Genomic DNA, 24,060 nt, shown 5'->3' on the forward strand with positions numbered 1-24,060 from the left:
CTAGAGCCGGACGGCGTGACGCGTCCGTAGTGACGCGACACGTACAACGCCAATATTATCCCGGCCCTTATGACCGCCTTAGATATTAGTGATTATGGTATACCATCACATCGAGCAAAGTTGGGTGTCAAGCTTGGAGTTTGAATTCCCCTCATTGCCCTGAACATCCAAGGGACACGGATATACGGTAGCTGACAGGTGCTGCTCCAGAGACGGAACCGCTCTGGGTCTGGATATGCAGCAACGGGTTCGGTACTCGGTCAATGTACAGATTGTTTTACGAGCGCCAATTGAAGCTTGCCCCTGCTTTTCAGATCAGCTTCAATCCCCTTCAGGCTGACACGACCGTCCTTGATGTGGAGCGGCTTGGCCGCCTGGATGAACAGCTTCGTATGTCGAGCTCGGCGCGCGACGGCGTCGGATCACCGGAGGATGGCTGCTTGCCATCGTGATACCGCGCTGAGACTTACTCAGGTGTCAGTTACTTGCCGCCTCTCGGGGTCTCGTAGGTAGCGAGACCATCAACCACCATAAAAAATGATATGAAAAGGTTGCAAACCACGGAGTACGGGCTTTGGTACTTAGTATGAAAAGAGCTGAAATTAAATTATGGCAAAGCAATGCTATATCTGGTGTTGAATTGTCTAAAGTCTCGCAAAGTTATAATCGCCAATGCAATTGTTCAGCCTCCCAACGCATGAGAACGATAAAATCGTTCCGGACCGACGCAACGCCGGCCAGGAACTGATTACGGATGCAGGCGACAGGCATCGACAGTGTCGATGCGAGGCCCCCACTGGCAGCCTCCTGCAAAGGCAGCGGTGGTTGACGTGTCAACCTATTCGGCAGGCTTCTGAGCGGACAGCACCGCCTCGGCAATTGCGCTGGCGGCCGCGACATGATCCATCGCGGCCCGCTGAGCCCCCTCGCCGTCGCCACGGCGAATGGCGTCGATAATCTTCGACATCTGGAGCGGCCCCTCGGTGCCGCGCCCTTCCGTCTTGATCGTCATCGAGCGCAGATGGTTGATGCGCACGGTGAGGAGGTTGACAACGCCCCAGGCGACATGCCTGTCGACTCTGGTGAACAGCGTTTGGTAGAAGGACGAGGTATGGGCAAGCACAGCCGCCATATCTTGGTCGCGATAGCTGTTGCGGATGGCGGTCAGGGATTCCTCGAGCGCGGCGACGATCTCGGGGCTGCCGCGCTCCGCGCATAGCCGTGCCGCCATGCCTTCGAGCGCACCGCGGATCTCATAGATCTGTTTGGCTTCCTCGATATCCAGCAGGGCGACGATCGGTCCCTTGTTCGGCAGATTGGCGACGAGCCCTTCCGATTCCAGATGTCTCAGAACCTCGCGCACCACCGTCCGGCTGACGCCGAGCTGGGCGCAGAGGTCGCGCTCGACAAGGCGGTCCCCGGGACGAAAATATCCGTTCACGATGGCCTCGCGGACTTTGTCGAGCGCCAATTCCCGCAATGTCTTCGCAGGACGCTCCACCCTGATTGCTGCGTCCTTCAGAGCACCGCTCATGCTGTACCTCAGTGTTTGGATTGACTTCGCAGGCTCAACTTCTGCGGCAGCCGAATTCAGGGAATCGTATTATGGCCTACCAAATACTTTAGCTGTCGGCGGCCAGCAATTCAACAGCACTGCGCCGATCCCGAGTTTGTCAGCCTATGCGCCGGAATTTGGTCTTGCCCTGACGATCTCCTCGGCCACGGCCTTCGCCTGCAGCCGAATGTCGGGGACGGCGGTGATCTCCCAGAATTGCCCCGCCGTCAAGGCGCCGACGGCAAACAGCCGGGCCGGCGAAATTCGAGATGGAGCCGTCACCTCAGAAGCCGCATCCACCTGAATGCCAAGGCCAAGCCGATCAGGCACGATCAGCTGAAACCGGCTCATTTCCTTCAGAAGCGGCGAATGGCTGATCCCGGCGCGCTCCATCCCCGTGCAGTTGACCAGCCAGTCCGCCTTGATTTCGGCGATCTCACGCTTGGCCCTGATCCTATAGTCGGCAACGAGCCTGCCTTCCCTGGCCTCGAGCGATTTCAAAAAGCCGGCGTGGAAGCGAACGGAACCGTCCGAGACCAGTTTCTCGAAGCCGGCGAATACGTCGGGCGCGACCCGGTGGCGATGGATGTTCCACCAGGGAAGCGCGTGGCGCAGGAAGCGGGCCCGCTCCTCGTTCGAAAGCCGTTGCCAGAGAGCCTGCGTCACCGGCCTCAGGCCGTCCATCACGCTTCGCCAGTCGGCGACCTCCCTGCTTTTGCCCCGCAAGATCTTCAACAGGCCACTGATCGTAGCGGGAAGCGCGTGAACGTCGATCGGCAGAGGCGCGGGCAGCGTCCTTGCATGGCCGAGCGGTGCCAGGCCGCGCCGCGAAAGCACCTCGATCCTGCCTCTGTGGCCATGGGCGCGAAGTGCCAGAACCTGATCGATCATCGTCAGGCCGGAGCCGAGAACACAAACCGTATCGGACGGCGCGACTCGCCTCAGCCAGGAGAGCCGCCACGGGTTCTCGACGATGTGGGATCGCAAAAATGGCGGGACGCCGGTCGGATCGACCGGAAGGTTGGCGTTTCCGACGCCAAGACAAAGCACCACGTTTTTGCCGGCAATCTCGTCGCCATTGCCGAGATGGAACGCGAGCGTGCTCGTATAGCGTTCCACGCAGCCCGCCGCCTTGGCCTTGATAAAATCGACCCGGCAACGGCGCTCCCGCTTGCGAAGCAGCCGGGCAAGCGTATCCCTGACATAAAGCCCGTAATCGCTGCGCGAGGCGAAATCGCCTGCCTGCAGCGGACGCCCATTGCTTTTCAGCCAGTCGACAAAGTCGTCGGGATGGTGGGGCAGCAGGCTCATGCGGCCGGCAGGAACGTTGAGGCGATGGAGATAGAGCTCCGTCCGGTATGCCGTCCCGCGCCCGAAACTGGGATCGTCGCCGACGACGGCAACCTTCGCCGAAGCGGGAAGCTGCTGGATGAGATTGCAGGTCACAGCGATCGCTGAAAAACCGGAACCGACGACGATCACATCGTATATCAATGCATTCTCCCTGAAGCTTCAAACGCTGTCGAGACATCTCGTCATTTAAGCCCTGACGTCGCTCGCCGGTCCTGCGGACCGCACGAGCGGCAGAATCACGAAAACAATTATCTCTATAGTCTATAAATATAGTTTGTTATTCCTCCCGCCAGCCCCTTCTCGACGATTACGCAGTCCCGCAGCCGGAGATCGTGGCGAGCTATAACCGCGGCGATATCGACGGTGGCTTCGTCTGGGATCCGGCGCTCACCGAACTCAAGAAGAACGGAAAGGTTCTGGTGACTTCCAAGGACGTGGCCGACAAGGGTGCACCGACATTCTCCGCCTGGGTCGCCACCTCGACGTTTGCGACCGAGAACCCGGAATTCCTGAAGGGCTTCGCTTCGGTCATCAACAAATACTACGCCTCCTTTGCCTCCGACAAAGCAGCCTGGGGTCCCGACAGCGACAACGCCAAGTCGCTCGCAAAGCTTCTCGGCGGAACGGCCGAGCAACAGGCCTCGGCCCTGAAGAACCTGACGCTGCTCACCCCAGAGGTTCAGGCATCGGACGCCTGGCTCGGCGGCGGCGAAAAGGCCGGCGCCGGCAAGATCCTCAAGGACACCGCATCGTTCCTGAAAGAGCAGGGCAAGGTGTCCGACGTGCTGGCAAATTACGGCGCCTTCGTCACCGCAGACGCGCTTACCAGCGTCAGCAACTGATCCTCCCCGATGCCGGCGCGGCTGTTGTGGCGCCGGCATCGAACTAGCGAGCGGACCATGCTTAAAGTCGATCACGCCAGCGTTTTCTTTGCAGCTCGGGATGGGCGGACCGTCCACGCGCTCGATCGCGTCTCCTTCGATATCCCCGAACGGGGTTTCGTCGTCGCGCTCGGCGCCTCGGGATGCGGCAAATCAACCCTTCTCAACGCGATTGCCGGTTTCCTTCCGCTGTCGGATGGCCGGATCACGCTTGATGGCCGCGCAGTCGAACGGCCGGGCGCCGATCGCGGCGTCGTCTTTCAGAAAGATTCGCTGCTGCCCTGGAAATCGGTGGCCGACAATGTCGCGCTCGGACTGAAATTTGCCGGCGTCAACCGCAAGGAGCGACAGGCGCGCGCGTTCGAACTGCTCCGGCTCGTCGGCCTCGACGAATTCGCCAATGCCTTTCCCTACGAACTGTCGGGCGGCATGCGCCAGCGGGTCGGCATCGCCCGGGCCCTTGCAGCCAATCCGCACATCCTGCTCATGGACGAGCCGTTCGGAGCGCTCGACAGCCTGACACGCGAGCAGATGCAGGAACTGCTGGTTTCCGTCTGGAACAAGACGGCGAAGAAGATTTTCTTCATCACCCATTCGATCGAAGAGGCGCTGTTTCTCGGCACGCAGGTTCTGGTGATGTCGCCTCGGCCGGGGCGCGTTGTCGCCCGCTTCGATCTCGATTTCATCAGCCGCTTCGCCGAAACCGGCGACGCACGATCGATCAAGGCCTCGCCGCAATTTGCCGAGCTGCGCGAGGAGATACGCGCCATTCTCCACAGCAGCGAAGATTTGAGGAGCGTCGCATGAGCGATATCGTCCAGAGATCGCCGGTCGCGGCGCGGAGAGAGGACCGCCAGGTCAAACTGGTGAAGATGGCAAGTTTCGGCGCCGGCGAGAAATCCACGATGGCGATCAGCGTCGCTACCGCCTTGGCGATTCTGCTGCTGTGGTGGCTCGTCTCCGCGCTCGGTCTCGTGCCGCACCTGTTCCTGCCGCGGCCGGACGAGGTGCTGACGCAGATCGGCCTCGTCTATCGTGACGGTTATGCCGGCGCATCGCTTTCCGAGCATATCCTCGCGAGTCTGTTCCGCATCGTCGTCGCAGCGCTGATCGCCATCTCCGTCGGCATTCCGCTCGGATTGCTCATGGGCCTGAACCGCTGGGCCAAAGGGGTGCTCGATGCGCCGATCGAGTTCTACTGGCCGCTTCCGCCCCTCTCCTACCTGCCGCTGATGATCATCTGGCTCGGCATCGGCGAAACGTCGAAGATCACGCTCCTGGTGCTGGCAATGTTCGCGCCGATCTGCCTCTCGGCCCAGGCAGGCGTCCGTTCGCTGCCGATCGAGCGCGTCAATGCCGCCCGTTCGCTGGGTGCGAGCCGGCTGCAGCTATTCATCGATATCGTCCTGCCCTCCGCCCTGCCGGAAATCCTCACCGGCATCCGCATTGCCCTCGGCGTCGGCTGGGGCACGCTGGTCGCCGCCGAATTGATCGCCTCGACGCGGGGGATTGGCTTCATGATCATGTCGGCATCGCAGTTCCTGGCAACCGACGTCGTCTTCGTCGGCATCGGCATCATCGCGGTCTGCGCCTTCACCTTCTCGGCCGCCATCCGTTTCCTGGAGACCTACCTTGTGCCGTGGAAAGGCAAGCTCTGAGGGAATGCAGCCAATTCAAAACCTCAAAGCGCCGCGGGTCTGAAAAGACGCGCAGCACTTAACGGCTTTGTGTTACCCCGCTGAAGCCGTGTATCGACAGGAGTTCGGCGGCGACGAGTTCCTGAAGCCGCCACAAATTGCGATCGCGGATGCCGCGTTCTTCCAGATGCTTGACCGTCAGATAAAGATATTCGGCGCAGGAGCCCATATGTCCGCAGGCCCTGGCAAGCACGGCCGCCACCGTCTCCAGCGGCAATTTGCGGGAAACGCGCTCCCCCTTCGGGCCGGCCCAAAAGACCAGGGCGCGCACGAAGCCATGTGCGGTTTCAACCGGAATCCAGCGAACCGTCGCGGCATCTTCGATCGTGCCGACCTCACGGCGGATCAACCGCCGAATCTGGCCAAGACGATCCCCATCGGCAAGCCTGTAGAGGATGCCGTTGCAGCGTCCGCCGCGATCAAGCGCCATCATGAGGCCGGGCTGCGCCCGGCTTCCCCGCCAGCGGGTCATCTTAAGGCAGAAGGACCGATGCCAACCCCTTGCTGCGCCGCGCTGCCACTCGACGGCATCGAAGTCCGGCTTCCATATCAATGATCCATAGGCGAAGACCCAGAGCGGCGCGCCATCGGATTCCTGGAGCAGCCGCCTGGCAAACATCTCCGTCTCCATCTCGGTCAGCGGTGTCCGGTGCGGCTCCGGGCCGGGATCGCGCTCGGGGCGAAGGCTGAGCGACACGAGCTCGTCCGTGAGAGCCATCCTGGTTGCGCTGAGCATCCGAACCTCGCTTCGTCGCATACCGGGCTGCTTATGCGCGATAAGACCGGTCACGTTTCAATGCACCGTAAATCTGGCCGCATCGGCTCGGCGCCGCTGCAAGCTGCGGATCAGCATCGCGGCCTCCCTGACGATCGCCGCAAATGTCGTATCGTCGGCCTCTGCGATCCTGCCCGTCATGTCGCGGATGATTGTCGTCAAATGGATGATCGAATGACGATGTTGCACCTCTTCAGGCCCAATTTCGGCATCAGCCATGGCAAGCAGCGTCTCTACCAATCGATCCATGGTTTGCCGGCGCCGGCACCTCGGGTCAGCATTCGGATCTTCGCTGAGGCGCAGGAGATCGTCGATGAGATCGGACATTCCGTTTCCATTCACAGCGCGAAAGCCGGCCGCGCGAAAACGTTGCGCCTTCGATCGCCGGCGCGCATCTTCAAGGCATCCAACAGCTGGTAGCCGGTTCGCCAGCGGCCAAAACCGCTGGCGATATTGATGTGGCCGGCAAGGCCGATATTCCTGGTCTCGGCCTTCCACAGGCGACCAAACAGGGTCAGTCGATCGACCGCCATATAGGCGTCGTTCATGCTGCCGATAACGATGCTCGGAAATGGCAGAGGCGCCGTCGGCATGCCGCCGAAAGAGATATGCCCGGGGTGCAGAATGTCCGTGGCCGGCAGATCGCAGGGAGCAACGAGCAACGCTCCCTTCACCCGACGGGCAACACTTCGCCCGGCCAGCCGGGCGGCGAGCAGGCATCCGAGACTATGGGCAACCAGATAGGCCTCACCGGCCTCTTCGAGCACGCCTTCCAGGCGCGCCAGCCACGAGTCGAGGTCAGGATGAGCCCAGTCGTCCTGGGCGACGCAAAGGCTGCCTGGCTGATCCTGCAGCCAGTGCTGTTGCCAATGCCCCTCTCCTGAGCCGAAAAGTCCGGGAAGAATAAGGACGGCACTCATTGGATCCGCCCGACCGCAAGGGCGAAGAGGAACGTGAAGGAACCGACGATCGTGCAGATTCCCGCCGCATGCCTGAATTGCGGCATGACGCTGCCTACCGGTCTTCTCGGGCCGCGCCGGCGGAGGCCGGTCTCGACGACGATTGCCATCACACCGCCCTCCTCAATACCAAAGTCCGGGCATCGCACCCCAATAATGGAGTTCATATTCGCGGGCCGACCGGTCTCGCTCTTCGTCACGAGCAAACAATCCGATTACAGGCTTCCGCGCCTTGCGCTGGAGGAAGTAGCCGATCACTCGTTTCAGCCGGAAAAAGAAATCAAGCTTCATACAAACCTCCTGTCGGGACCAATATCTTCGGCGGTTAGGAAATCAGCGAATGACGTTGCGCATTGGCAAGAAGATCGCGAAACGATGCAGTCGGTCCGTAGAGCATCAACAGGCGGTTCTCTTCCCGCTTGGCGAGGCGATATCGTCGGGCGAATTCAAAGACGCTCCACAATTGCTCGCCTGATCCCGGCCGCTCCGCATCGTCCATTGCTGCCTCCTGAGACCGGGCCATCGCGACGATCCCTATTCCGCCGCCGCTATTGCCGGGCTTGCTTCAGGAAAGAAGGCTGCCAACTCGCCGATCACTTCGCTGATGCGGTTCGAGAGCGCCTCCGATGAAACCGCGTAGTTTGCGAAATCGCGGTCAGAGGCATAAACCGCCGTCGGCAGCGTATGGGCCATGAAAAAACCGAATAGCGGCCGAAGCTGATGCTCGACCATCAACGCGTGCCGGTCGCCGCCGCCCGTCGCGGTAATGATGATCGGCTTGCCCCGAAGTTCCTGCGGGTCGATCAGATCGATCAAATGTTTGAACAGACCGGGATAAGAGCCCTTGTAAGTCGGCGAGCCGATGATCAAGGCATCGGCCCTGACGATCTCGTCGACGACGCGCCCGGCCTGCTCATCGAGGTCCTTGCGCCACAAGGCGTGGCCCAGTGACGGGCCGAGATCATGCAGATCATAGGTCTTGCTGGTAAAGCCGTATCGGTAGCTGGCGCGGTCGGCGACATGCCGAACGAGCGCCAGTGTCTTCGATGGACGGTTGAAGCTGCCGGCGATGCCGACGAGTTTGAAACCTGACATGGTTTTTCCTCTCTATATCGCCTCAAATATTGTCTATAAAATTACTGGATTAAAGGAATGAGCGTCTCTCCTTTGACGCTCGGCGGAAAAAACATTCGTCTTGGTGATCTTCCTACGGTCTGTCGCCGCGAAGATGTCGCTCGAGGAAGGGCAGATTGTCCTGTCCCCAATAGATCTCGCCGTCATGGACATAGGTGGGGAAACCGAAAACGCCGCTGTCGCGCGCATGCACGCGGTCCGCCGACCACTTGTTCTGGACGTCCTCGTCGGGTTGCCGCCTGAGAAGGGCTGCGCCATCGAAACCTGCCGATGTGACGATCGCCTCGCGCACATCGGGTTTGCCGATATCCCTCGCCTCGCTCCAGAAGGCATGCTGCAAGGCCTTGCTGACGCCGATCCAATCCTGCCCATCGAGATAGGCGGCGATCACGAAAAGGGAGGCCGTCGTCGGATCGCTCAGCTCCGGGCGGTGTTCGAGCCGCAATTCCTTCCCGCGCACGCGCGCCCAGCGTTTTAGGTCCCGCGTCCAATAGGCGCGCCGGATCTCCGGACGGTTGCGCGAGAAGATGCCGCCATTTTCCTCGACCACCGTCGTCAGATAGGGCGTGATGACGACGTCGTTCTTGGCCGCCAATTCGATGAAGGCGTCGAAGCCGATGTAGGACCAGGGCGATCCGATCGAAAAGAAGTATTCTACCTTTTTGGTCACTGATGAATGTTCCTCGTGGGATGATGCTTCTGGCGTCGACTCGACCTCCGCCTTTTCAGGAAGCGGCCCGAATTTGGGGCTGGGCTTTCCATCCGAGCTCGGGTGCGATTGATGTCACGAAGTCGTAGAGGATCTGGCGGTATTCCTCGTGCTCAAACTCGTAAGGAAGCTCCAGCCTCAGCTCGCCGACCTCAGGCAGGATCGGATCGGCATAAAGCTGCGCCAAGATCTCGTCCGCGGTGCCGACGACATCGCGCGCGAATAAGGTGCGCCGCTCGCCTTGCGGCGAAAGTGTGCGCCCATGGCGGCTCTCGGCATAATCGCGGTAACGGCGGCGCGTTGCCTTGTCGGCGCTGTCGAAAGGCACGATAACGCGGCCAAGCGCAATACGGCGCTGAGGTCCGGCGGCACGGTGGGTTTCAACCAACCTCGATTGGGCAACGAAGAAATCATCCGTCCCCTCCCCCTTATCACATTGCCGGTCAACAGATTGAAGCCATTGCGGCCGGCCCATCCGGCCGAGCGCTGCGAGCCGCCGCCATACCAGATGCGGTCGATCAGGCCCTTTGCATAGGGCTGCAGGCGCGGCCGCTGCGGGCCGAAGGGCGTGTTGATGAACGTCTGCTCGTCGCCCAGATAGGTGCCGCGCAAATTGTCGGCAAAGCGCAGCACGCGATCATGGGAGACATCGTGGCCGGTCCAATCGCCGTCGAAGACGAGCGGGGCAATCAATTCGGCATGCAGCGGCCGGCCTGCGCTGACACCGATGTTCAGGCGCCCGCGCGCGAGAATATCGACCGTGGCCAGGTCTTCGGCCAGCCGATAGGGGCTCTCATAGCCGATCGGAATGACCGCCGTTCCGAGTTCGATCCGGCTGGTGCGTTGTGTGGCCGCCGCCAGGAAGGCGCTCGCCGAAGAGATCCCCGGCTCAAGATGACGCTGGCGGACCCAGGCGCTGTCGAAACCCAGCTCCTCGCCAAATTGCAGTTGTTGGAGCGTCTGCTCCAATCCCGACAATGGATCGTCGTCGGGATAGTTGCCGGGGGTGAGAAAGCCGATATGGCTGATGGATATGTTGCCCACTCGTGCCATCCGATGATCAGTATTTCGGCAGGCCGGGCGGATTGGTCTCGGATGCCGGCAAGGCTTCCTCGGACAGATGCCAGTGATCGAGGATTTTTGCGTAGGTGCCGTCCTTGATCAGGCCATTGGTGGCGACAGTCAGCGCATCGGCAAGCCCGCTTCCCTTGCGGGTGGTGATCGCGACGTCCGAGCGATCCGGCCAGCCGGCACTCAGCGTGCCGACGCGCTTGATATTCTTGTCGCGCGCGGCGATGAAGACGAGCTGTGCATGCGGCTGGACGATGACATCGGCCCGGCCGGAACGCAGCGCGAGAAGGCTTGCTGCCTCGTCGTCGTAATATTGCAGCTCGATCGCTTTCAGGCCCGCGGCGACATCCTCCTCGCTCCATTTGACCAGGATACGCTCCTGATTGGTCCCGGCCCCGACAATGATCCTGAGGCCCGCCGCATCCTTGGGCTCCTTGATCGAGGTCACAGGGCTGTCGGATTTCACGAAGAAGCCATGCAAGCCCTGGCGGTAGGTGGAGAAATCGAACTTTTCCTTGCGCTGCTCGGTGACGCCGACGTTCGAAATGACGGCATCATACTTGCCCGAGACGAGGCCAAGCGGCCAGTCGATCCAGGCGACGGGCACGATCTCCAGCGTCAGGCCGAGGCTCTCGGCGATGGCATAGGCATAATCGGGATCTGCCCCGACCACGGTCTTGGCGTCGGTGGCATAGGTGGCAAGCGGCGGACCGCCCGGGCTGACGGCGATGGTGAACTTGCCTGACGTGACGAACTTGAAATCCTTGGGGATTGCGGCAATCGCCGCATCGTTCTTGGCGGCGTGAAGCCGGCCCGGTTGTTCCGGACTGAGGTCGAAATCCTCGGCTGCATGGGTTGCGCCGAAGGAAAGGGCCGACGCCATGGCGGCGATCATTAGGGTCCGGAATGCCGGAAAGGCAATCATCGTCTTCAATCTCCAAATTGTCAGGCAGGAAAGGCCGGCAGCATTGCCGCCGGCCCAATAGTGATCGATCAGGAGCCGCTCTTCGGCAGGCCCGGCGGGTTGGTCTGGGCCTTGTCGATCGCCTCAGGACCGAGGTTCCACCTATCGAGGATCTTCCGATAGGCGCCGCTGGCGATCAGGTCGTTGACGACATCGGTCAAGGGCGCTGCCAGGCCGCTGCCCTTGCGTGTGGTGACGGCAATTTCGGCCGTGATCGGCCAACCGCCGCTGACGGTGCCGACGAGCTTGGTCTTGCCGTTGATCCCCGCCGAATAGGCTTGCGTCGCGTTCACGCTGAAGACGGTGTCGGCCCTGCCGGACTGAACGGCCAGATCCTTGACCGCGTCGTCGTCATAATATTGCACCTCGATGGGCTTCAGGCCGGCGGCGACGTTCTGGCGGTCCCATTCCAGCAGGATCTTCTCCTGGTTGGTGCCGGCATCGGTGATGACCTTCAGGCCGGCAATATCCTTCGGCTGCTTGATCGCGGTGATCGGGCTGTCGGCCTTGACGTAGAAGCCAAGCTCGTCCTTGCGATAGGTCGAAAAGTCGAATTTCTGCTTGCGCTCTTCCGTGACGGTCACGTTGGAGATTACGGCGTCAAACTTTCCGGAGGTCAGCCCCAGAGGCCAATCGGCCCAGGCAACGGAAACCAATTCGAGCTTCAGGCCCAGGCTGTCGGCAATGGCCTGCGCCAGATCGACGTCGTTACCGATAACCGTCTTGGAATCGGAGGCATAATCATGTAGCGGCAGATTGCCGCTCGAGCTGATGCCGACGGTGAAGACGCCATTTTCGACGAACTTGAAGTCCTTGACTTCGGCAATGCGCTTCTCGTTCTTTTCCACCCGCAGCCGGTTGGGCTGCTCGGGGCTGAGATCGAACTTCTGCTGCGCCTGAGCGGAACCGAAACCGATCGCGGCAATAGTGACGGCTCCCGCTATCAGAAGCCTTGCCCTATCTGTAAATGTCATGCCCCTTCTCCATTTCATCTTTAGGTTGTGGTTATTGTTATTCGGCCGGAGCAGCCCGTCGCAGCCCGGCATTTCGCCAGCGCTGTCAGGCGCTAGAGAACCTTGGCGAGGAATTCCCGCGTACGGGGATGTTCCGCTTGTGCGAAGATGCGGGCCGGCGGGCCAGCCTCCAGGATGCGGCCGCTTTCCATGAAGACGACCGTGTCGGCGACTTCGCGGGCAAAACCGACCTCATGGGTGACGATGACGAGCGTCGTGCCGGTGCGGGCAAGTTCCTGGATGACGTCGAGCACTTCGCCGACGAGCTCCGGATCGAGCGCCGAGGTCGGCTCGTCGAAGAGCAGTACCTTCGGGCGGAGCGCCAGTGCGCGGGCGATCGCCACACGCTGCTGCTGGCCGCCGGAAAGCTGGCGCGGATAGGCGTTGACCTTGTCGCTGAGGCCGATGCGCGCCAGCAGCTCCTGCGCCAGTTGCACCGCGTCCTCACGGCCGATGCCGCGAACCTGGATCGGCGCCTCGATGAGGTTTTCGAGCACGGTCAGATGCGGAAAGAGATTGAAGCTCTGGAAGACCATGCCGATATCGGCGCGGCGTTTGAGGATATCCTTCTCCTTGAGCTCGTAGAGCGTGTCGCCCTTCCTGCTGTAGCCGACGAAATCGCCGTCGACCGAGATGAACCCCTCATCGACACGCTCCAGGTGGTTGATAGCGCGCAGAAGCGTCGATTTGCCCGAGCCGGACGGACCGAGGATGGCGGTCACGCTGCCGGCGGGAAGGCTGAGCTCGACATCATCGAGCACTTTCAGCGAGCCGAAGCTTTTGGAAATGCCGTGAATGCGCACCGCGCCTCCTGCGGCCCGCAGCGTCGCCGCATCCTGGAAACCGATCTTGCGCACGGTGTCGGTCACCGTATCGAGGACAGGCAGCGGACGGCGGAAACGCTCGAAAAATGACTGAAAGGGCAACGGCGTCGGATTGCGCACGGCGCCTTTCGAGAAGTAGCGTTCGATATAGCGCTGAGCGATCGACAGCACCGTCATGATGATCAGATACCAGACGGTCGCGACCATCAGCAGCGGAATGACTTCCAGATTGCGGCGGTAGATCACCTGGACCGTATAGAAGAGCTCCGGCAGCGCCAGCACGTAGACCATGGAGGTGCTCTTCGCCAGTCCGATGAGTTCGTTGAAGCCAGTCGGCAGGATCGAGCGCATGGCCTGCGGCAGCACGATGCGGAAGGCCTGGCGGCGGCGCGGCAGACCGAGTGCTGCGCCGGCCTCCAACTGTCCGTGATCCACCGAGAGAATACCGCCGCGCACGATCTCGGCGAAGAAGGCCGATTGGTTGAGCGTCAGGCCGAGAAAGGCGGCGGCAAAGGGCGTCAGCAGCTGCACGGTGGGATAGTCGAGGAAGACTGTATCGGTGAAGGGAATGCCGATCTTGATCGTCTCATAGAGGTAGCCGAGATTGTTCAGGATTAGCAGCAGCACGATGACCGGGATCGAGCGCAGCAGCCAGATATAGCCCCAGGAAAGGCCGGAGAGCAGCGGCGACTTGGAAACGCGGGCAAGCGCCAGGGCCGTTCCGAGGATGGAGCCGGATATGGCGGCAAGTACGGTCAAAAGCAGCGTCCTGCCGAGACCGACGAGCACCGGTTCGGCAAAGAACCATTCGGCGAAGACGCTCCAACCCCAGCGCGGATTGGTGAAGATGGAATAGAGCACGGCAATGATGACGAGGGCGGCAAAGATCGTGCCTGCCAGGCGGCCCGGATGGCGCGCCGGCACGATGCGGTAACGGGAATGATCCTTCGATTCTGCCGCCCTGCTACCGGCGTCGATGTCGGCGAAATCCGTCGTCAGTGCCATTGTGCTTCCCTTTTATGATTGTCGGTCTTTGCCGTTTTCAAAAATTTGCACCGGCCACGCGCAGGCGCGGTTCGGCATCTTCGTGCGCAGGCTCAGCGAAATGAGTGATGTCCTTCTCGAAGGGCAGGCTCTTGTAGATCTCGGGATCGGCGGATGTGTCGAAGAGAGCGGTGTAGCCGTAGTTCAGATAGAGGCCGACGGCCTCGGGCTGGCGAAAGCCGGTCGTCAGATAGATGCGGGAATAGCCCTGGCGAGCGGCCTGAGCCTCCAGCTCCACCAGCACCTTGCGGGCAAAGCCCTGACGGCGCAGATCGGAGCGCGTCCAGATGCGTTTGAACTCGGCCGTGCGGTCGTCATAATTCTTGAAGGCACCACCGCCGATGGTTTCACCATCACGGATCAACAGGAGAAAGTTGCCCTGAGGCGGCGCAAAAGCCTCAGGAGGATAACGGTTGAGCTCGGCCGCAGCACCTTCGGCATTGAAATAGTTGCCGTAACGGCTGTCGTATTCGTAGATCAATTCATCGATCAGCGGCTTGGCGCGCGGGTCGAGAGGGCTGGTATAGAGAAACGTATCGCTCATATCGTTCATCACCCGTTGTCATCAGTGAGGAAGGTCTCGGCGAGCCGCACCCAGTAGCGGGCGGCGGGCGCGATGATCGCGTCGTTGAAATTGTAGTGGGCGCTGTGGAGAGGCGCGCTGTCGCCATTCCCGACGAAGAGATAGCTGCCGGGATTTGCCTGCAGCATGAAGGCAAAATCCTCACTCGCTGTTCGCGGGCGGAAATCCTTTTCGATCGCCGCAAGGCCAAGCGCGTTATAGGCGACATCCCGGGCAAATGCCGTTTCCTTGGCGTGGTTGACCAGCGCCGGAAAACCGAGCCGGTAGTTCACCTCCCCCACCGCGCCGAAGCTTTCGGCCTGGGCGCGGGCAAGGGCTGGAATGCGCGCCTGGAGCAACTGGCGAACCGTCTCGCTGAAGGCCCGCATGGTGAGCTTCATCTCCACGCTCTCGGGGATGACATTGGAGGCGGAGCCGGCATGGATCGAGCCGACGGTGGCAACCGCCATATCCTGCGGATCGACATTGCGCGAGACGACGCTTTGCAGCGCGGTGATGAAGGAGGCGGAAGCAAGCACCGGATCGACGGCACGGTGCGGCTCCGCGCCATGCCCGCCCTTGCCGACGATTTTGACCACCGCCTGATCGACCGAGGCCATGGCCGGGCCGGCGACGAAACCGAATTGGCCCGTCGGCACACCCGGCCAGTTGTGCAGGCCGAAGACCGCATCGACGGGGAAGCGTTCGAACAGGCCTTCCGAGATCATCTCGCGGGCACCGGCGCCGATTTCCTCGGCGGGCTGGAAGATCAGCCTCAACGTGCCGCTGAAATGACCGCTCTCTGCGAGATAGCGGGCAGCAGCCAGCAGGATCGCGGTATGACCGTCATGGCCGCAGGCATGCATGACGCCGGGATTGCTGCTGGCATAGGCAAGACCGGTCGCCTCCTCGATCGGCAGCGCATCCATGTCGGCGCGAATGCCGATGCGCTTCTTGCCTTCGCCGCGCCTGAGGTTGGCGACGAGGCCGGTGCCGGCAATGCCCGTCGCCACCTCATAGCCCCAGGAGGAAAGGCGGGAGGCCACGAGCTTGCTGGTCCTGAGTTCCTGGAAGGCAAGCTCCGGATATTGATGCAGATCGTGGCGAAGGGCGATGATCTCGTCGAGATAGGCGGCGATGCCCTTCTCGACCGGATCGTTGCTGCGCGGGTTCCGAGCGATAGTGTCCATGGCGGTTCGCCGGCGCCTCAGGCGCCGACAGCCCTTCCCTGATCGAGCTGATCGGCGCCGGCCGCATAGCGGCTTTCCCGGAAGGGCAGGCCTAGATGATCGCGCAGCGTCTCGCCCCTCAGGACCGGATCGAAATAACCGCGCGCCGTGAGGATCGGCAGGACATGTTCGGCGAAGTCGGCGAAGCCTTCGGCGATAATGGGGAAGCCGAGGATAAAGCCATCGGCAGCGCCATGGTCCACCCAGCGGATGATCTCGTTGGCGATATGTTCCGCCGTCCCGATGAAGGCCGTGCGGGGCGTCGCGGAATCGAGCGCGACCTGGCGGAGCGTCAGGCCTTTTTCCCGCGCCGTTCTTTTGATCCGGTCGGTGGTGGCACGGAAATTATTCCTGCCGATATCGCCGAGTTCAGGGAAAGCCTCATCGAGCGGGTAGACGCTGAAATCATGGTGATCGAAGAAGCGGCCGAGATAGAGGAGCGCCTCTTCGATCGTGACGAGATTGCGGATCGCCTGATATTTGGCTTCCGCTTCTTCGGCCGTCTTGCCGACGATCGGGCCGATGCCGGGATAAATGCCGACTTCGGCCGCCGGGCGCCCATGCGCAATCACGCTGTCCTTCAGCTGCCGATAGAAGGCCTGCGCCTCCTCGAACGGCCCGCCATTGGTAAAGACGGCGTCTGCATGCTTGCCGGCAAGCCTGACGCCGGAGTCCGAAGCGCCGGCCTGGAAGACCACCGGTTGCCCCTGCTTCGAGCGGCCGATGTTGAGTGGTCCTTCTATGCGGAAAAAGCGGCCCATGTGGTTGAGGCGGTGCATCCTGGTCTTATCGGCATAGACGCCGGTTTCGCGATTGCGGACGAAGGCGTCGTCATCCCAGGAATCCCACAGGCCCTTGATCGCATCGATATAGTCCTCGGCGATCTCGTAGCGCAGTTCATGTTCGGGATGTTCTCGGCTGTAATTGCGCCCCGAACCCTCGAGCGGCGAGGTCACCGCGTTCCACCCTGCCCGGCCGCCGCTGATGAGATCGATCGAAGCGAACTGGCGCGCGATGGTGAAGGGATCGCTATAGGAGGTCGAGACTGTGCCGACGAGGCCGATTTTCGAAGTCGAGGCCGCAAGCGCCGAGAGAATGGCGATCGGCTCGAACCGATTGAGGAAATGCGGGATCGACTGCTCGTTGATATAGAGCCCGTCGGCGACGAAGGCGAAGGCGATGCCGGCCGCCTCCGCCTTGCGCGCCGTCTTGACGAAGAAGTCGAAATTGACGCTGGCATCGGCTGGTCCGCTTGGATGCTTCCAGGCATTCATGTGACCGCCGGGACCCTGCAGCATGATGCCGAACGTGACGTGTTTCTGAGCCATGGGATCGATCTCCTTCAAAACGGTCAGGCGACGAGGGAAAGCCGCTCTTCGGCGAGCAGCTCGATGGAGGCCAGGCGCTCGGCAACCGAAAGCGCCGGCGTGTCGAGCACGAATTCCTTGACGCCGTAGCGGCGGTGAAGCTCGTCCAATTCCTTGCGGATCTGCTTTGCCGTGCCGTGCAGCACGCTCGGCACCTTCTCCTCGATGCGGTAATCGGTGACGCCAGCCTGGCGGGCAAATTCAGCCGCCTGCTCCTCGCTGCCGACATTGACGGTCTGGCCGTTCGGCAGGAATACCTTGACGATGCGCAGATGGCCGATCCTCTCGCGGGCGTAGTCCTCGCTTTCGGCGGCAAAGGCTGCGAGCGCCAGGATCGGCCGCTTGCCGCCGGATGCCCGCTCATAGGTCTCGAAGGTTCTGCGCAGATTGTCAGGATCGCCGTTCAGGTGCCCGGCAAAGACCAGTTCCCAGCCCTTCTCGGCCGCCAGTTCGGCGCTTTCGACGCTGGCCCCGAGCAAGAAGCGATCGGGCGCCGTCGGGGGAAAGGGGTCGCCTGCGCACCGTCATAATTCGGATCGGCGGCGAGATAGGTGTTGAGATCGGAAAGCTGGCTTGCAAAATCCGGCTTCCTGGACGGATCGACGGCGAGCTGTAGGGCGCGCGTCGACAGCGGAAATCCGCCCGGCGCCTTGCCGACACCGAGATCGACACGGCCGGGTGCAAGCGATGCCAGAAGATTGAACGTCTCGGCAACCTTATAGGCGCTGTAGTGCTGCAACATGACGCCGCCGGAGCCGATGCGGATCTTCGAGGTCCTGGCAAGAAGATAGGCGATCAGCGCCTCCGGCGCGGAACTCGCCAGATTGGACATGTTGTGATGCTCGGCCACCCAGAAGCGGTGATAACCGAGTTCCTCTGCGCGGGCGGCAATCTTGACCGTTGCTCGCAACGCATCCGCAGCGGTGAAACCCTGTTCAATCGGGCTTTTGTCGAGAAGGCTGAGGAGATAGGTCATGAGATCACGATCCGCTCGCTGGTTGCAAAGCTTAATCTATAAAATCAGTAGACAAACTTCATTATAAGAAATGGCATTCTCTTTCGCAGCGGTTGCGTGAAAAAAAACGGCGGCACATAAGATGGAAATTCGCCTGCCAGGACCATCTCACCGACAGCGCAATGCTTCCTTCAATTGCCACTTGATGGTCTATGTTCTGGTCGAAAGGGAGTAACCGCATGAAGCTGTCAGAACAGGTCAGGCCGATCAGCTATCTCAAGGCGCATGCGCCCAAGATCGTTCGGCAGCTGAAGGACAATCCGCAACCGATCGTCATTACGCTTCACGGAGAAGCGAAAGCCATCCTTCAGGACATCGGCCAATACGAAGAAACACAGGAAACACTGGCGTTCCTGAAGGTGCTGGCGCTCACCAGCCGGCAGGTCGAGGAGGGCAAACTGCGCCCCGCTGCGGAATCCTTCGCGTGCATCCGAAATCGTCTGGCTGACAGCCAGCCTTGAGGCATCTCGTGTCATTTCGCCGAGATTGAGGATCGCTATCGCTTCATCGCCAGCGCGACGGCACGGAGACGCCAGGGCCACTTCCTGACTGAAATCGAGAGCATGCGCCGGCGGAAATATTCCGAAGGAGTTTGCGGGGATCGGAATTTCCGAATATCGGGAACTACACCATAAGCCGTAGCGCATGATCTATCGCATTATGGGCACCGATGTCGTCGGCTACTGCGTCGTAGACGGACGGCGCGAGATGCAAAGCTTTCTCGAGCGAAGGCTCCTCTTGACGTCCGGAATATCGTATTTCAGCGCTTTGGATATCCAAGTTGCTCTACTTGGGATGAATCCAGCCCTCACAAGGCTTCCAGCGCCATTCCCCTTCCACAGGCTGCGTCAGCGGCAATAGGAAGCGTCCGAGATCAGCAACCACCGTGCCCAAGGCAGGTGGTGCGGCCGCCATCCGTTCGCGACCAAGGAACGCCCGCCATTGCCGATCCTAGGCCTCAGCATAGGCTTCGCTGAGACCCGTTGGTCTCTCCATCGGAATACCCGTCCCTCGTCTCGCAAAGGTCTGGCGCACCGCCTCAGCGAGGGTGGACCGCTCCAGCTCGAACGTCTCGGCAATCAGCCAGAGATCATAGAAATCCTTCAGGCGGCTATTTGCCATGCCGAGCGTTACCAGCGCCTCGAATTTCTCGGCGACCACGGTCGCGACCGGATAGGCCCGCAGACGCGGCACCGGCGCATCGAGCAGCGACGGATATTCTATGTCGACCGGTCCAGGCGTGACGGCGTCACCGAAACCTACATCCACCTGAATGGGAATGCGCGCGCCTCCGATGATCGCAGTGGTACGGACACGAACGCCACCATATTCGACTTCCTCACGGATCGGCGCGGCTTCGAGTGCATTCACGTCGAAGACCACGCCATCATCGTCGACCGGCTGCGTGCAAATGGCATGGAAAGTTTCGGCGATGGCCTTCGGGCTGTTTTCGCCGTAGCCCAGCAGATCGAGGTCCCGCGTCGGCCGAAACGGGTCGGCGACCCAGGTTACGAACAGCATCGCGCCCTTGAGGATAAAGCGGTCGCGATGCTCCGATAGGCTCAGCCGGTACAGGAGTCTTTCGAGCGCGTAGCGCGTCAGTAGGATCTGAAAGTCCGTACGCTCTGCGCGAGACCGATCCAGCAGCCGGGCGCGCACCGATGCCCCGACGTTTTTCTTGAGTTCACGCGCCATCGGCCACCGTCGCTTCGACATAGGGTCGCATGATCGACCAGATCCTGGCCTCTTTCGCATATGTCCAAAGGTCGTCGCTTGTGGTCTTGCGCCGGCGGAGCCCTTCGCGCAGCCCCTCCATCGCAACGTCGAGGCCGACTTTCGCCCGATAGCGGAAGCAATCGACGATCGAACGCGCCGGATTTGTGATCGGCACCTCGACGCCCTCGATGCGATGCCGTTCGACGCCCTCGGTGAGAGCGGACCCCTTGAAGCGTACGAACTTGATAGGCGGATAATCGAACTTGGGGCGCCAGGCAGTGCGGTCGATCGCCATCCACACAGCCGAGGGCATCTGCAGCGTCAGTTCGTGGTATTGGAGGGCCGAGGTCAAGCAGACCACGCCCTTTGGAACCAGAACAGCCGCTTCAGCGAGTGCATGGGCCGCCTCAGCCTGAGTGTCCGGGAGTTGATACAGGCCTCGTGCCGGGCGGACTACTGCCTCCTCCCGAACGAGACGGGCGAGCGTCTCCGGTCCAATGCCTTCGGCAACGAAATCCTTCAGCCGGAGCATCCCCCGCGCTTTCAGGAGGTCGAGCGCTCGAAGTCTCTGGGCGGTAGTGAATATCATCGCCTGTGACGATTCCTCTATTCATCGAATATATAGCAGAGGTTTTATCACAAGGCCGCTTGCTCGGAAATCCCCATTTCGACAAAGCGGCGCCCCCTTTTCGTCCGCCTGCCAGAAATCAAAAAAGGCCGCAAGTCGGTGATGGAACTCTACATCCCAAGCCCCAAGGACTTGCCGCGCTTCAGCGAGCGTTTCAGCTCCATCTGCTGCGTGAGCTCGGCACGATGACTACGACCGGCAAGGCGAGCAACCTCGCGGATACGCTCGACGTCACCATCCTGATCGGGTCCCACACGCTTCAGCTGGTCGGCGAGATCTGAGGGATCGGCGCGACCGAAGCGCGTTTCGATCGCGCTGACGATGTCCTTTGCCTCGGCAAGCGCTCGACGCCCTTCCGGTGTCCCCGCCAGTTGCTCGACGAACTTTGCCTTGTCGCTATAGGGGAGATCGTCGAGCTGGCGCAGCAGCGCCTCGCTCCGGCGGCTCGGGCCCAGAACCTCGACCACGTCCTGCTTTTCCCGCTTCCAGCGTTCCGAGCCGCATTCGGCAGCGAGGCGACGCTGCCAGGTCTTGCCGGATTGGCGAACATGCGACGCCAGCGCATCGATCCGGGAAAGCGCGTGTTTGCGTTCGGCGTTGTCTCCGAACAGGCCGGTCTTGCCGGCGAGCGCACCGATCGTCTCGGGCGAAGTGCTGAGTTGGCAGGCGAGCGCGACCGGATCTGCATTCTCATCCAGGATCCGGCCGCGCAAGGCTCCCATGGTCGCTGGCGCGTCCTTGAACACCTGCGGCGCAAGCTGCTTTGCCGCGTCCCAATCTCGTTCGAATGCCGGCATCGCCTTTGACCGTCCAACCTCTTCGACGCTCATCGCATAGGTCTTCACGGCCGCAATGAGCACGCGGCGTTCATGGTCGCCGAGATCTTGGTGTGCAGGACTGTTATCGGCGATGGTGCGGGCTGCAAGCGGCTGCGGTTTCTCCACTGGCTTGGCAACCGCCGTGTCCGGAATGCGCTGTATCCCTTTGCTGATTTCCTGAGATGCGACATCACTCTCGCCCTGCCCCCGGCGATCCTCCACGCCGCGCCGATTGGCAAGGTCATGCGTATAGTCGAGCGTCGTCTCCTTCACGCCTGATCGGCTCAGTGTCTCTGTCAGCGAGCGCACTGTCTTGAACGCATCGAGCCCCGCATAGAGCTGGACCGCCTCGCGGTGACGGGTCATCGCCACATAGGTCAGATGCCGGTCCATCGTCGTCGACGCCAGAACAAAACTCCGGTCGACGGTAGCGCCTTGCGTCTTGTGGATCGTCGTTGCGTAGCCGTGATCGAAGGCCTGGTAACTGTTGACCGGGATAGTCACGTGGCGCTGGCCATCTTGCGTCTGCGCCTTGCCGTCAAGCCGGACGTCTATTGCGTCCGGCGCGACGGCGATGACCTCGCCCAGCATGCCATTCTTGACGGCGAGATCACGATCATTCTCCAGGAAGACGATGCGGTCGCCACGCGCAAAGGATCGCTTCCCATTGTTGGTCTGGTAGGTGAGTTCCTCACCCTTATCACCAGCCGGGTTGCTGCCCTTTGCCAACTCGCCGCGATCCTGCAACCGAGCACGAATGCCGGCATTGATGGCGCGCACGTCGTCGCGTCGATGGGCCATCGCAATGCGCGTGTCGTTGGGATTTGCCGATCGGTCAGCGACGTAATCGGCAATGATCGCCTTCAGGCATTCAGCGCGATCCGTCTTCAGATGAAGGCTTCCCCGTGCCTCGTAGGCCGACAGTCCGGCTGCGGTCCGATGCGAGGCGAAGTCGATCGAGGCCTGCTTCTGCCAATCGGTTCTTTGCCGTCGAACTTCCGACAGCTGCGCATGGCCGACGGCTTCGGCGATCGCCCGGAACGGCGCGCCTGCCCCGATCGCCTGAAGCTGTTCATGGTCGCCGACCAGCACGAGCTTGGCGCCGGCCCGTTTGACCTCGTCGACGAAGCGGGCGAGCTGACGGCTGCCGACCATTCCGCCTTCGTCGATGACGAAGACGTCACGAGCGTTGAGCCGTCCGCGATCAGCCTGCCAGCTGTATTCCCACGACGCCAATGTGCGGCTTGCGATCCCGGACGATTGCTCCAGGCCTTCCGCCGCCTTGCCGGCCAAAGCCGCACCATGAACACGATAGCCCTGCGCTTCCCAGGCGTGGCGGGCAGCCGCCAGCATCGTGCTCTTGCCGGCACCGGCAAAGCCGATCACCACGGCGATCTGAGCTGGACCCGTGACATGCTCGATCGCCTGGCGTTGTTCCGCCGACAGCCCCTGCCCCGGGGAAGGGTTCCCCGCCTGGATCGATCTGTCCTGAGCGGCGATCGCAGCATCGACATTGCGCTTCGCCACACCGTGGTTTTGGCGCGCCTTCATCGCCACGGCGGCTGTTGCGATCGCGCCCTCGATCGCCACCATCTCGACCGTCGAATAGCGCGCCTCCCCGTCACGGCCGCGAAGGCTTGAACTGTCGGGTTTGAGCTCGACCAGAGCCTTCGACGCCATGACCGCGGCAAAAGCATTCTGGAAGGTCTGCGGATCGTCGTTGATATAACGATGCAGAGCCCTGGCAATGTCATAGCGGTTGAAGACGCTCTTCTCGTTGGTAATCAGCTTCAGGATCTCATCCGGGCGCCTGCGGATGGTCTCGGCATTTCGCTCGGCCGATTGCGGTGAGATGCGCGCGCGCGAGACTGCCCCACCCTGCCGATTGATCTCGGTCGCATGCACACCGACATGTTCGGTCGGCTCGATCGTGATCCCGGCTTCCAGATGCGAACGGTTGTCGATACGGATATCGAGGCCGGCCCTCTCAAGGTGAGAGTTGGCCAGATGCTCCCAAGCCTGGCGCAGTTCCTTCAGCTGCAGCTGCGATGGCGGCAGGTGGTTGGCGAGAAGCCACCTGTTCTCCCGCTCAAGCAAGGTCTTGTCGCCAAGACCGGCTTCTGTCAGCTGGCGCGTCGTCATCATCAAATGCGCATGGCTGTTTCTGATGTCGCTTCCCTCGCCTGGCCGATGGATCGCGAAGTCGACGGCAGCACCATAGCGATTGGCGAGATAGAGCGCGAACGCCTGCGTCAGCACCAGGCGTTGATCCGGCGTCAGTTCGTGCGGCAGGGCGACTTCGAATTCCCGGCCAATCCGGGCGTCACTTCGCTTCTCGGCACGCTCGGCGGCATTCCACAAGGCAGATCGCTTCATCGCCCAATAGGCAGAAGAACGAGCCGGCAAGACGATCTCGGCATGCTCGACACCTGTCCTGTTGCTAAAATCATGCGTCAGCCCATCGCGCTCGTTGGTCAGTCTCACGGCGGCGCGATAGGCGGCGGACGCCACAGCGCTGCGGCCACCGCTGCGGGCGATCGGCTTCATGCTGAAGTGATAGATCGCCATCACATGTCCCCTCGGTTAGCGGTCCGCCGGCCCGCGCTTTGAGTTGCGCCAGCAACTCGTAAGTGCGCCCTTGTGCCTTCGTCGCTTGGCTCCTTCGGGCACTGGTGGGAGCACGCGGCAATCTCCCGATGACCTCGTAAGCCGTTCACCCGGTCGCTTCCACGCGCAGATTTGCGGG

General features: G+C 61.5%; 23 protein-coding genes and 4 pseudogenes. 6 read left to right on the top strand and 21 right to left on the bottom strand.

Annotated elements, in window-relative coordinates; translation table 11 throughout:
* Positions 1-290: 290 nt before the first annotated feature.
* Complete coding sequence (locus MF410_RS35135) at positions 291-452, top strand: hypothetical protein (protein WP_239621450.1); 162 nt, start codon at positions 291-293, stop codon at positions 450-452.
* Between the two features lie 386 nt (positions 453-838).
* Here the strand turns inward: MF410_RS35135 and MF410_RS35140 are convergent, their stop codons facing one another.
* Positions 839-1,534 (bottom strand): GntR family transcriptional regulator, encoded by a 696-nt coding sequence (locus MF410_RS35140; protein ID WP_097626301.1) that lies wholly within the window; start codon positions 1,532-1,534, stop codon positions 839-841.
* Between the two features lie 144 nt (positions 1,535-1,678).
* A complete protein-coding gene (locus MF410_RS35145) occupies positions 1,679-3,049 on the bottom strand; it encodes an FAD/NAD(P)-binding protein (protein ID WP_239621452.1) in 1,371 nt (456 codons plus the stop codon).
* 167 nt (positions 3,050-3,216) lie between these two features.
* On the opposite strand from MF410_RS35145, the pseudogene MF410_RS35150 reads away from it, so the two are divergent.
* From MF410_RS35150 to MF410_RS35160, 3 genes and pseudogenes are all read left to right on the top strand, one after another.
* Positions 3,217-3,750, top strand: a pseudogene (locus MF410_RS35150) (glycine betaine ABC transporter substrate-binding protein); the annotation flags it as partial.
* Between the two features lie 57 nt (positions 3,751-3,807).
* Positions 3,808-4,596: an ABC transporter ATP-binding protein gene (locus MF410_RS35155; protein ID WP_097626304.1), complete on the top strand. Its 789-nt coding sequence runs from the start codon at positions 3,808-3,810 to the stop codon at positions 4,594-4,596.
* Positions 4,593-5,447: an ABC transporter permease subunit gene (locus MF410_RS35160; protein WP_097626305.1), complete on the top strand. Its 855-nt coding sequence runs from the start codon at positions 4,593-4,595 to the stop codon at positions 5,445-5,447. The genes MF410_RS35155 and MF410_RS35160 overlap by 4 nt, the downstream gene beginning before the upstream one ends.
* Positions 5,448-5,505: 58 nt before the next feature.
* On the opposite strand, the gene MF410_RS35165 is transcribed toward MF410_RS35160, so the two are convergent.
* The 16 genes and pseudogenes from MF410_RS35165 to MF410_RS35245 form a co-directional block, all read right to left on the bottom strand.
* Positions 5,506-6,222, bottom strand: coding sequence for a gamma-glutamylcyclotransferase (locus MF410_RS35165; protein WP_239621454.1), 717 nt, complete (start codon positions 6,220-6,222; stop codon positions 5,506-5,508).
* A 57-nt stretch (positions 6,223-6,279) separates the two neighbouring features.
* Positions 6,280-6,588 (bottom strand): hypothetical protein, encoded by a 309-nt coding sequence (locus MF410_RS35170; RefSeq protein ID WP_097626306.1) that lies wholly within the window; start codon positions 6,586-6,588, stop codon positions 6,280-6,282.
* Positions 6,589-6,599: 11 nt separating this feature from the next.
* Positions 6,600-7,181 (bottom strand): alpha/beta fold hydrolase, encoded by a 582-nt coding sequence (locus MF410_RS35175; protein ID WP_097626307.1) that lies wholly within the window; start codon positions 7,179-7,181, stop codon positions 6,600-6,602.
* A complete protein-coding gene (locus MF410_RS35180; protein WP_222134901.1) occupies positions 7,178-7,330 on the bottom strand; it encodes a hypothetical protein in 153 nt (50 codons plus the stop codon). Before MF410_RS35180 ends, MF410_RS35175 begins: the two co-directional genes overlap by 4 nt.
* Before the next feature lie 13 nt (positions 7,331-7,343).
* A complete protein-coding gene (locus MF410_RS35185) occupies positions 7,344-7,511 on the bottom strand; it encodes a hypothetical protein (protein WP_165503926.1) in 168 nt (55 codons plus the stop codon).
* Positions 7,512-7,545: 34 nt separating this feature from the next.
* The gene (locus MF410_RS35190; protein ID WP_097626308.1) at positions 7,546-7,743 is read right to left on the bottom strand and encodes a hypothetical protein; all 198 of its coding nucleotides are present in this window, start codon (positions 7,741-7,743) and stop codon (positions 7,546-7,548) included.
* A gap of 11 nt (positions 7,744-7,754) precedes the next feature.
* Positions 7,755-8,315 (bottom strand): FMN reductase, encoded by a 561-nt coding sequence (gene msuE, locus MF410_RS35195; RefSeq protein WP_222134900.1) that lies wholly within the window; start codon positions 8,313-8,315, stop codon positions 7,755-7,757.
* A 112-nt stretch (positions 8,316-8,427) separates the two neighbouring features.
* Entirely contained in the window at positions 8,428-9,024 is a 597-nt protein-coding gene (locus tag MF410_RS35200) for a DsbA family protein (RefSeq protein ID WP_239621455.1), read from the bottom strand.
* A gap of 55 nt (positions 9,025-9,079) precedes the next feature.
* Positions 9,080-10,116: pseudogene (locus tag MF410_RS35205) on the bottom strand (LLM class flavin-dependent oxidoreductase).
* A 7-nt stretch (positions 10,117-10,123) separates the two neighbouring features.
* The gene (locus MF410_RS35210) at positions 10,124-11,059 is read right to left on the bottom strand and encodes an ABC transporter substrate-binding protein (RefSeq protein ID WP_222134897.1); all 936 of its coding nucleotides are present in this window, start codon (positions 11,057-11,059) and stop codon (positions 10,124-10,126) included.
* A gap of 68 nt (positions 11,060-11,127) precedes the next feature.
* The gene (locus tag MF410_RS35215; RefSeq protein WP_239621456.1) at positions 11,128-12,072 is read right to left on the bottom strand and encodes an ABC transporter substrate-binding protein; all 945 of its coding nucleotides are present in this window, start codon (positions 12,070-12,072) and stop codon (positions 11,128-11,130) included.
* 92 nt (positions 12,073-12,164) lie between these two features.
* The gene (locus tag MF410_RS36735; protein ID WP_275593063.1) at positions 12,165-13,940 is read right to left on the bottom strand and encodes an amino acid ABC transporter permease/ATP-binding protein; all 1,776 of its coding nucleotides are present in this window, start codon (positions 13,938-13,940) and stop codon (positions 12,165-12,167) included.
* Between the two features lie 37 nt (positions 13,941-13,977).
* Complete coding sequence (locus tag MF410_RS35230; RefSeq protein ID WP_222134895.1) at positions 13,978-14,535, bottom strand: GNAT family N-acetyltransferase; 558 nt, start codon at positions 14,533-14,535, stop codon at positions 13,978-13,980.
* The gene (locus tag MF410_RS35235; protein ID WP_239621457.1) at positions 14,532-15,731 is read right to left on the bottom strand and encodes a M20 aminoacylase family protein; all 1,200 of its coding nucleotides are present in this window, start codon (positions 15,729-15,731) and stop codon (positions 14,532-14,534) included. The genes MF410_RS35230 and MF410_RS35235 overlap by 4 nt, the downstream gene beginning before the upstream one ends.
* Positions 15,732-15,748: 17 nt before the next feature.
* Complete coding sequence (locus MF410_RS35240; protein WP_239621458.1) at positions 15,749-17,098, bottom strand: LLM class flavin-dependent oxidoreductase; 1,350 nt, start codon at positions 17,096-17,098, stop codon at positions 15,749-15,751.
* A gap of 23 nt (positions 17,099-17,121) precedes the next feature.
* Positions 17,122-18,113: pseudogene (locus MF410_RS35245) on the bottom strand (LLM class flavin-dependent oxidoreductase).
* 218 nt (positions 18,114-18,331) lie between these two features.
* On the opposite strand from MF410_RS35245, the gene MF410_RS35250 reads away from it, so the two are divergent.
* Together MF410_RS35250 and MF410_RS35255 are read left to right on the top strand one after the other, a co-directional pair.
* Complete coding sequence (locus MF410_RS35250; RefSeq protein ID WP_131711309.1) at positions 18,332-18,613, top strand: type II toxin-antitoxin system Phd/YefM family antitoxin; 282 nt, start codon at positions 18,332-18,334, stop codon at positions 18,611-18,613.
* A 112-nt stretch (positions 18,614-18,725) separates the two neighbouring features.
* Positions 18,726-18,890 (top strand): annotated as a pseudogene (locus MF410_RS35255) (type II toxin-antitoxin system RelE/ParE family toxin); the annotation flags it as partial.
* A 213-nt stretch (positions 18,891-19,103) separates the two neighbouring features.
* On the opposite strand, the gene MF410_RS35260 reads toward MF410_RS35255, so the two are convergent.
* The 3 genes from MF410_RS35260 to traA form a co-directional block, all read right to left on the bottom strand.
* Positions 19,104-19,847 (bottom strand): nucleotidyl transferase AbiEii/AbiGii toxin family protein, encoded by a 744-nt coding sequence (locus MF410_RS35260; RefSeq protein WP_345774750.1) that lies wholly within the window; start codon positions 19,845-19,847, stop codon positions 19,104-19,106.
* Positions 19,837-20,457: a type IV toxin-antitoxin system AbiEi family antitoxin domain-containing protein gene (locus MF410_RS35265; protein ID WP_239621459.1), complete on the bottom strand. Its 621-nt coding sequence runs from the start codon at positions 20,455-20,457 to the stop codon at positions 19,837-19,839. Before MF410_RS35265 ends, MF410_RS35260 begins: the two co-directional genes overlap by 11 nt.
* Positions 20,458-20,606: 149 nt before the next feature.
* A complete protein-coding gene (traA, locus tag MF410_RS35270; RefSeq protein ID WP_239621460.1) occupies positions 20,607-23,882 on the bottom strand; it encodes a Ti-type conjugative transfer relaxase TraA in 3,276 nt (1,091 codons plus the stop codon).
* Positions 23,883-24,060: the final 178 nt, after the last annotated feature.

The organism is Rhizobium sp. C104 (assembly GCF_022354505.1).
Classification (GTDB): Bacteria; Pseudomonadota; Alphaproteobacteria; order Rhizobiales; family Rhizobiaceae; genus Rhizobium; species Rhizobium redzepovicii.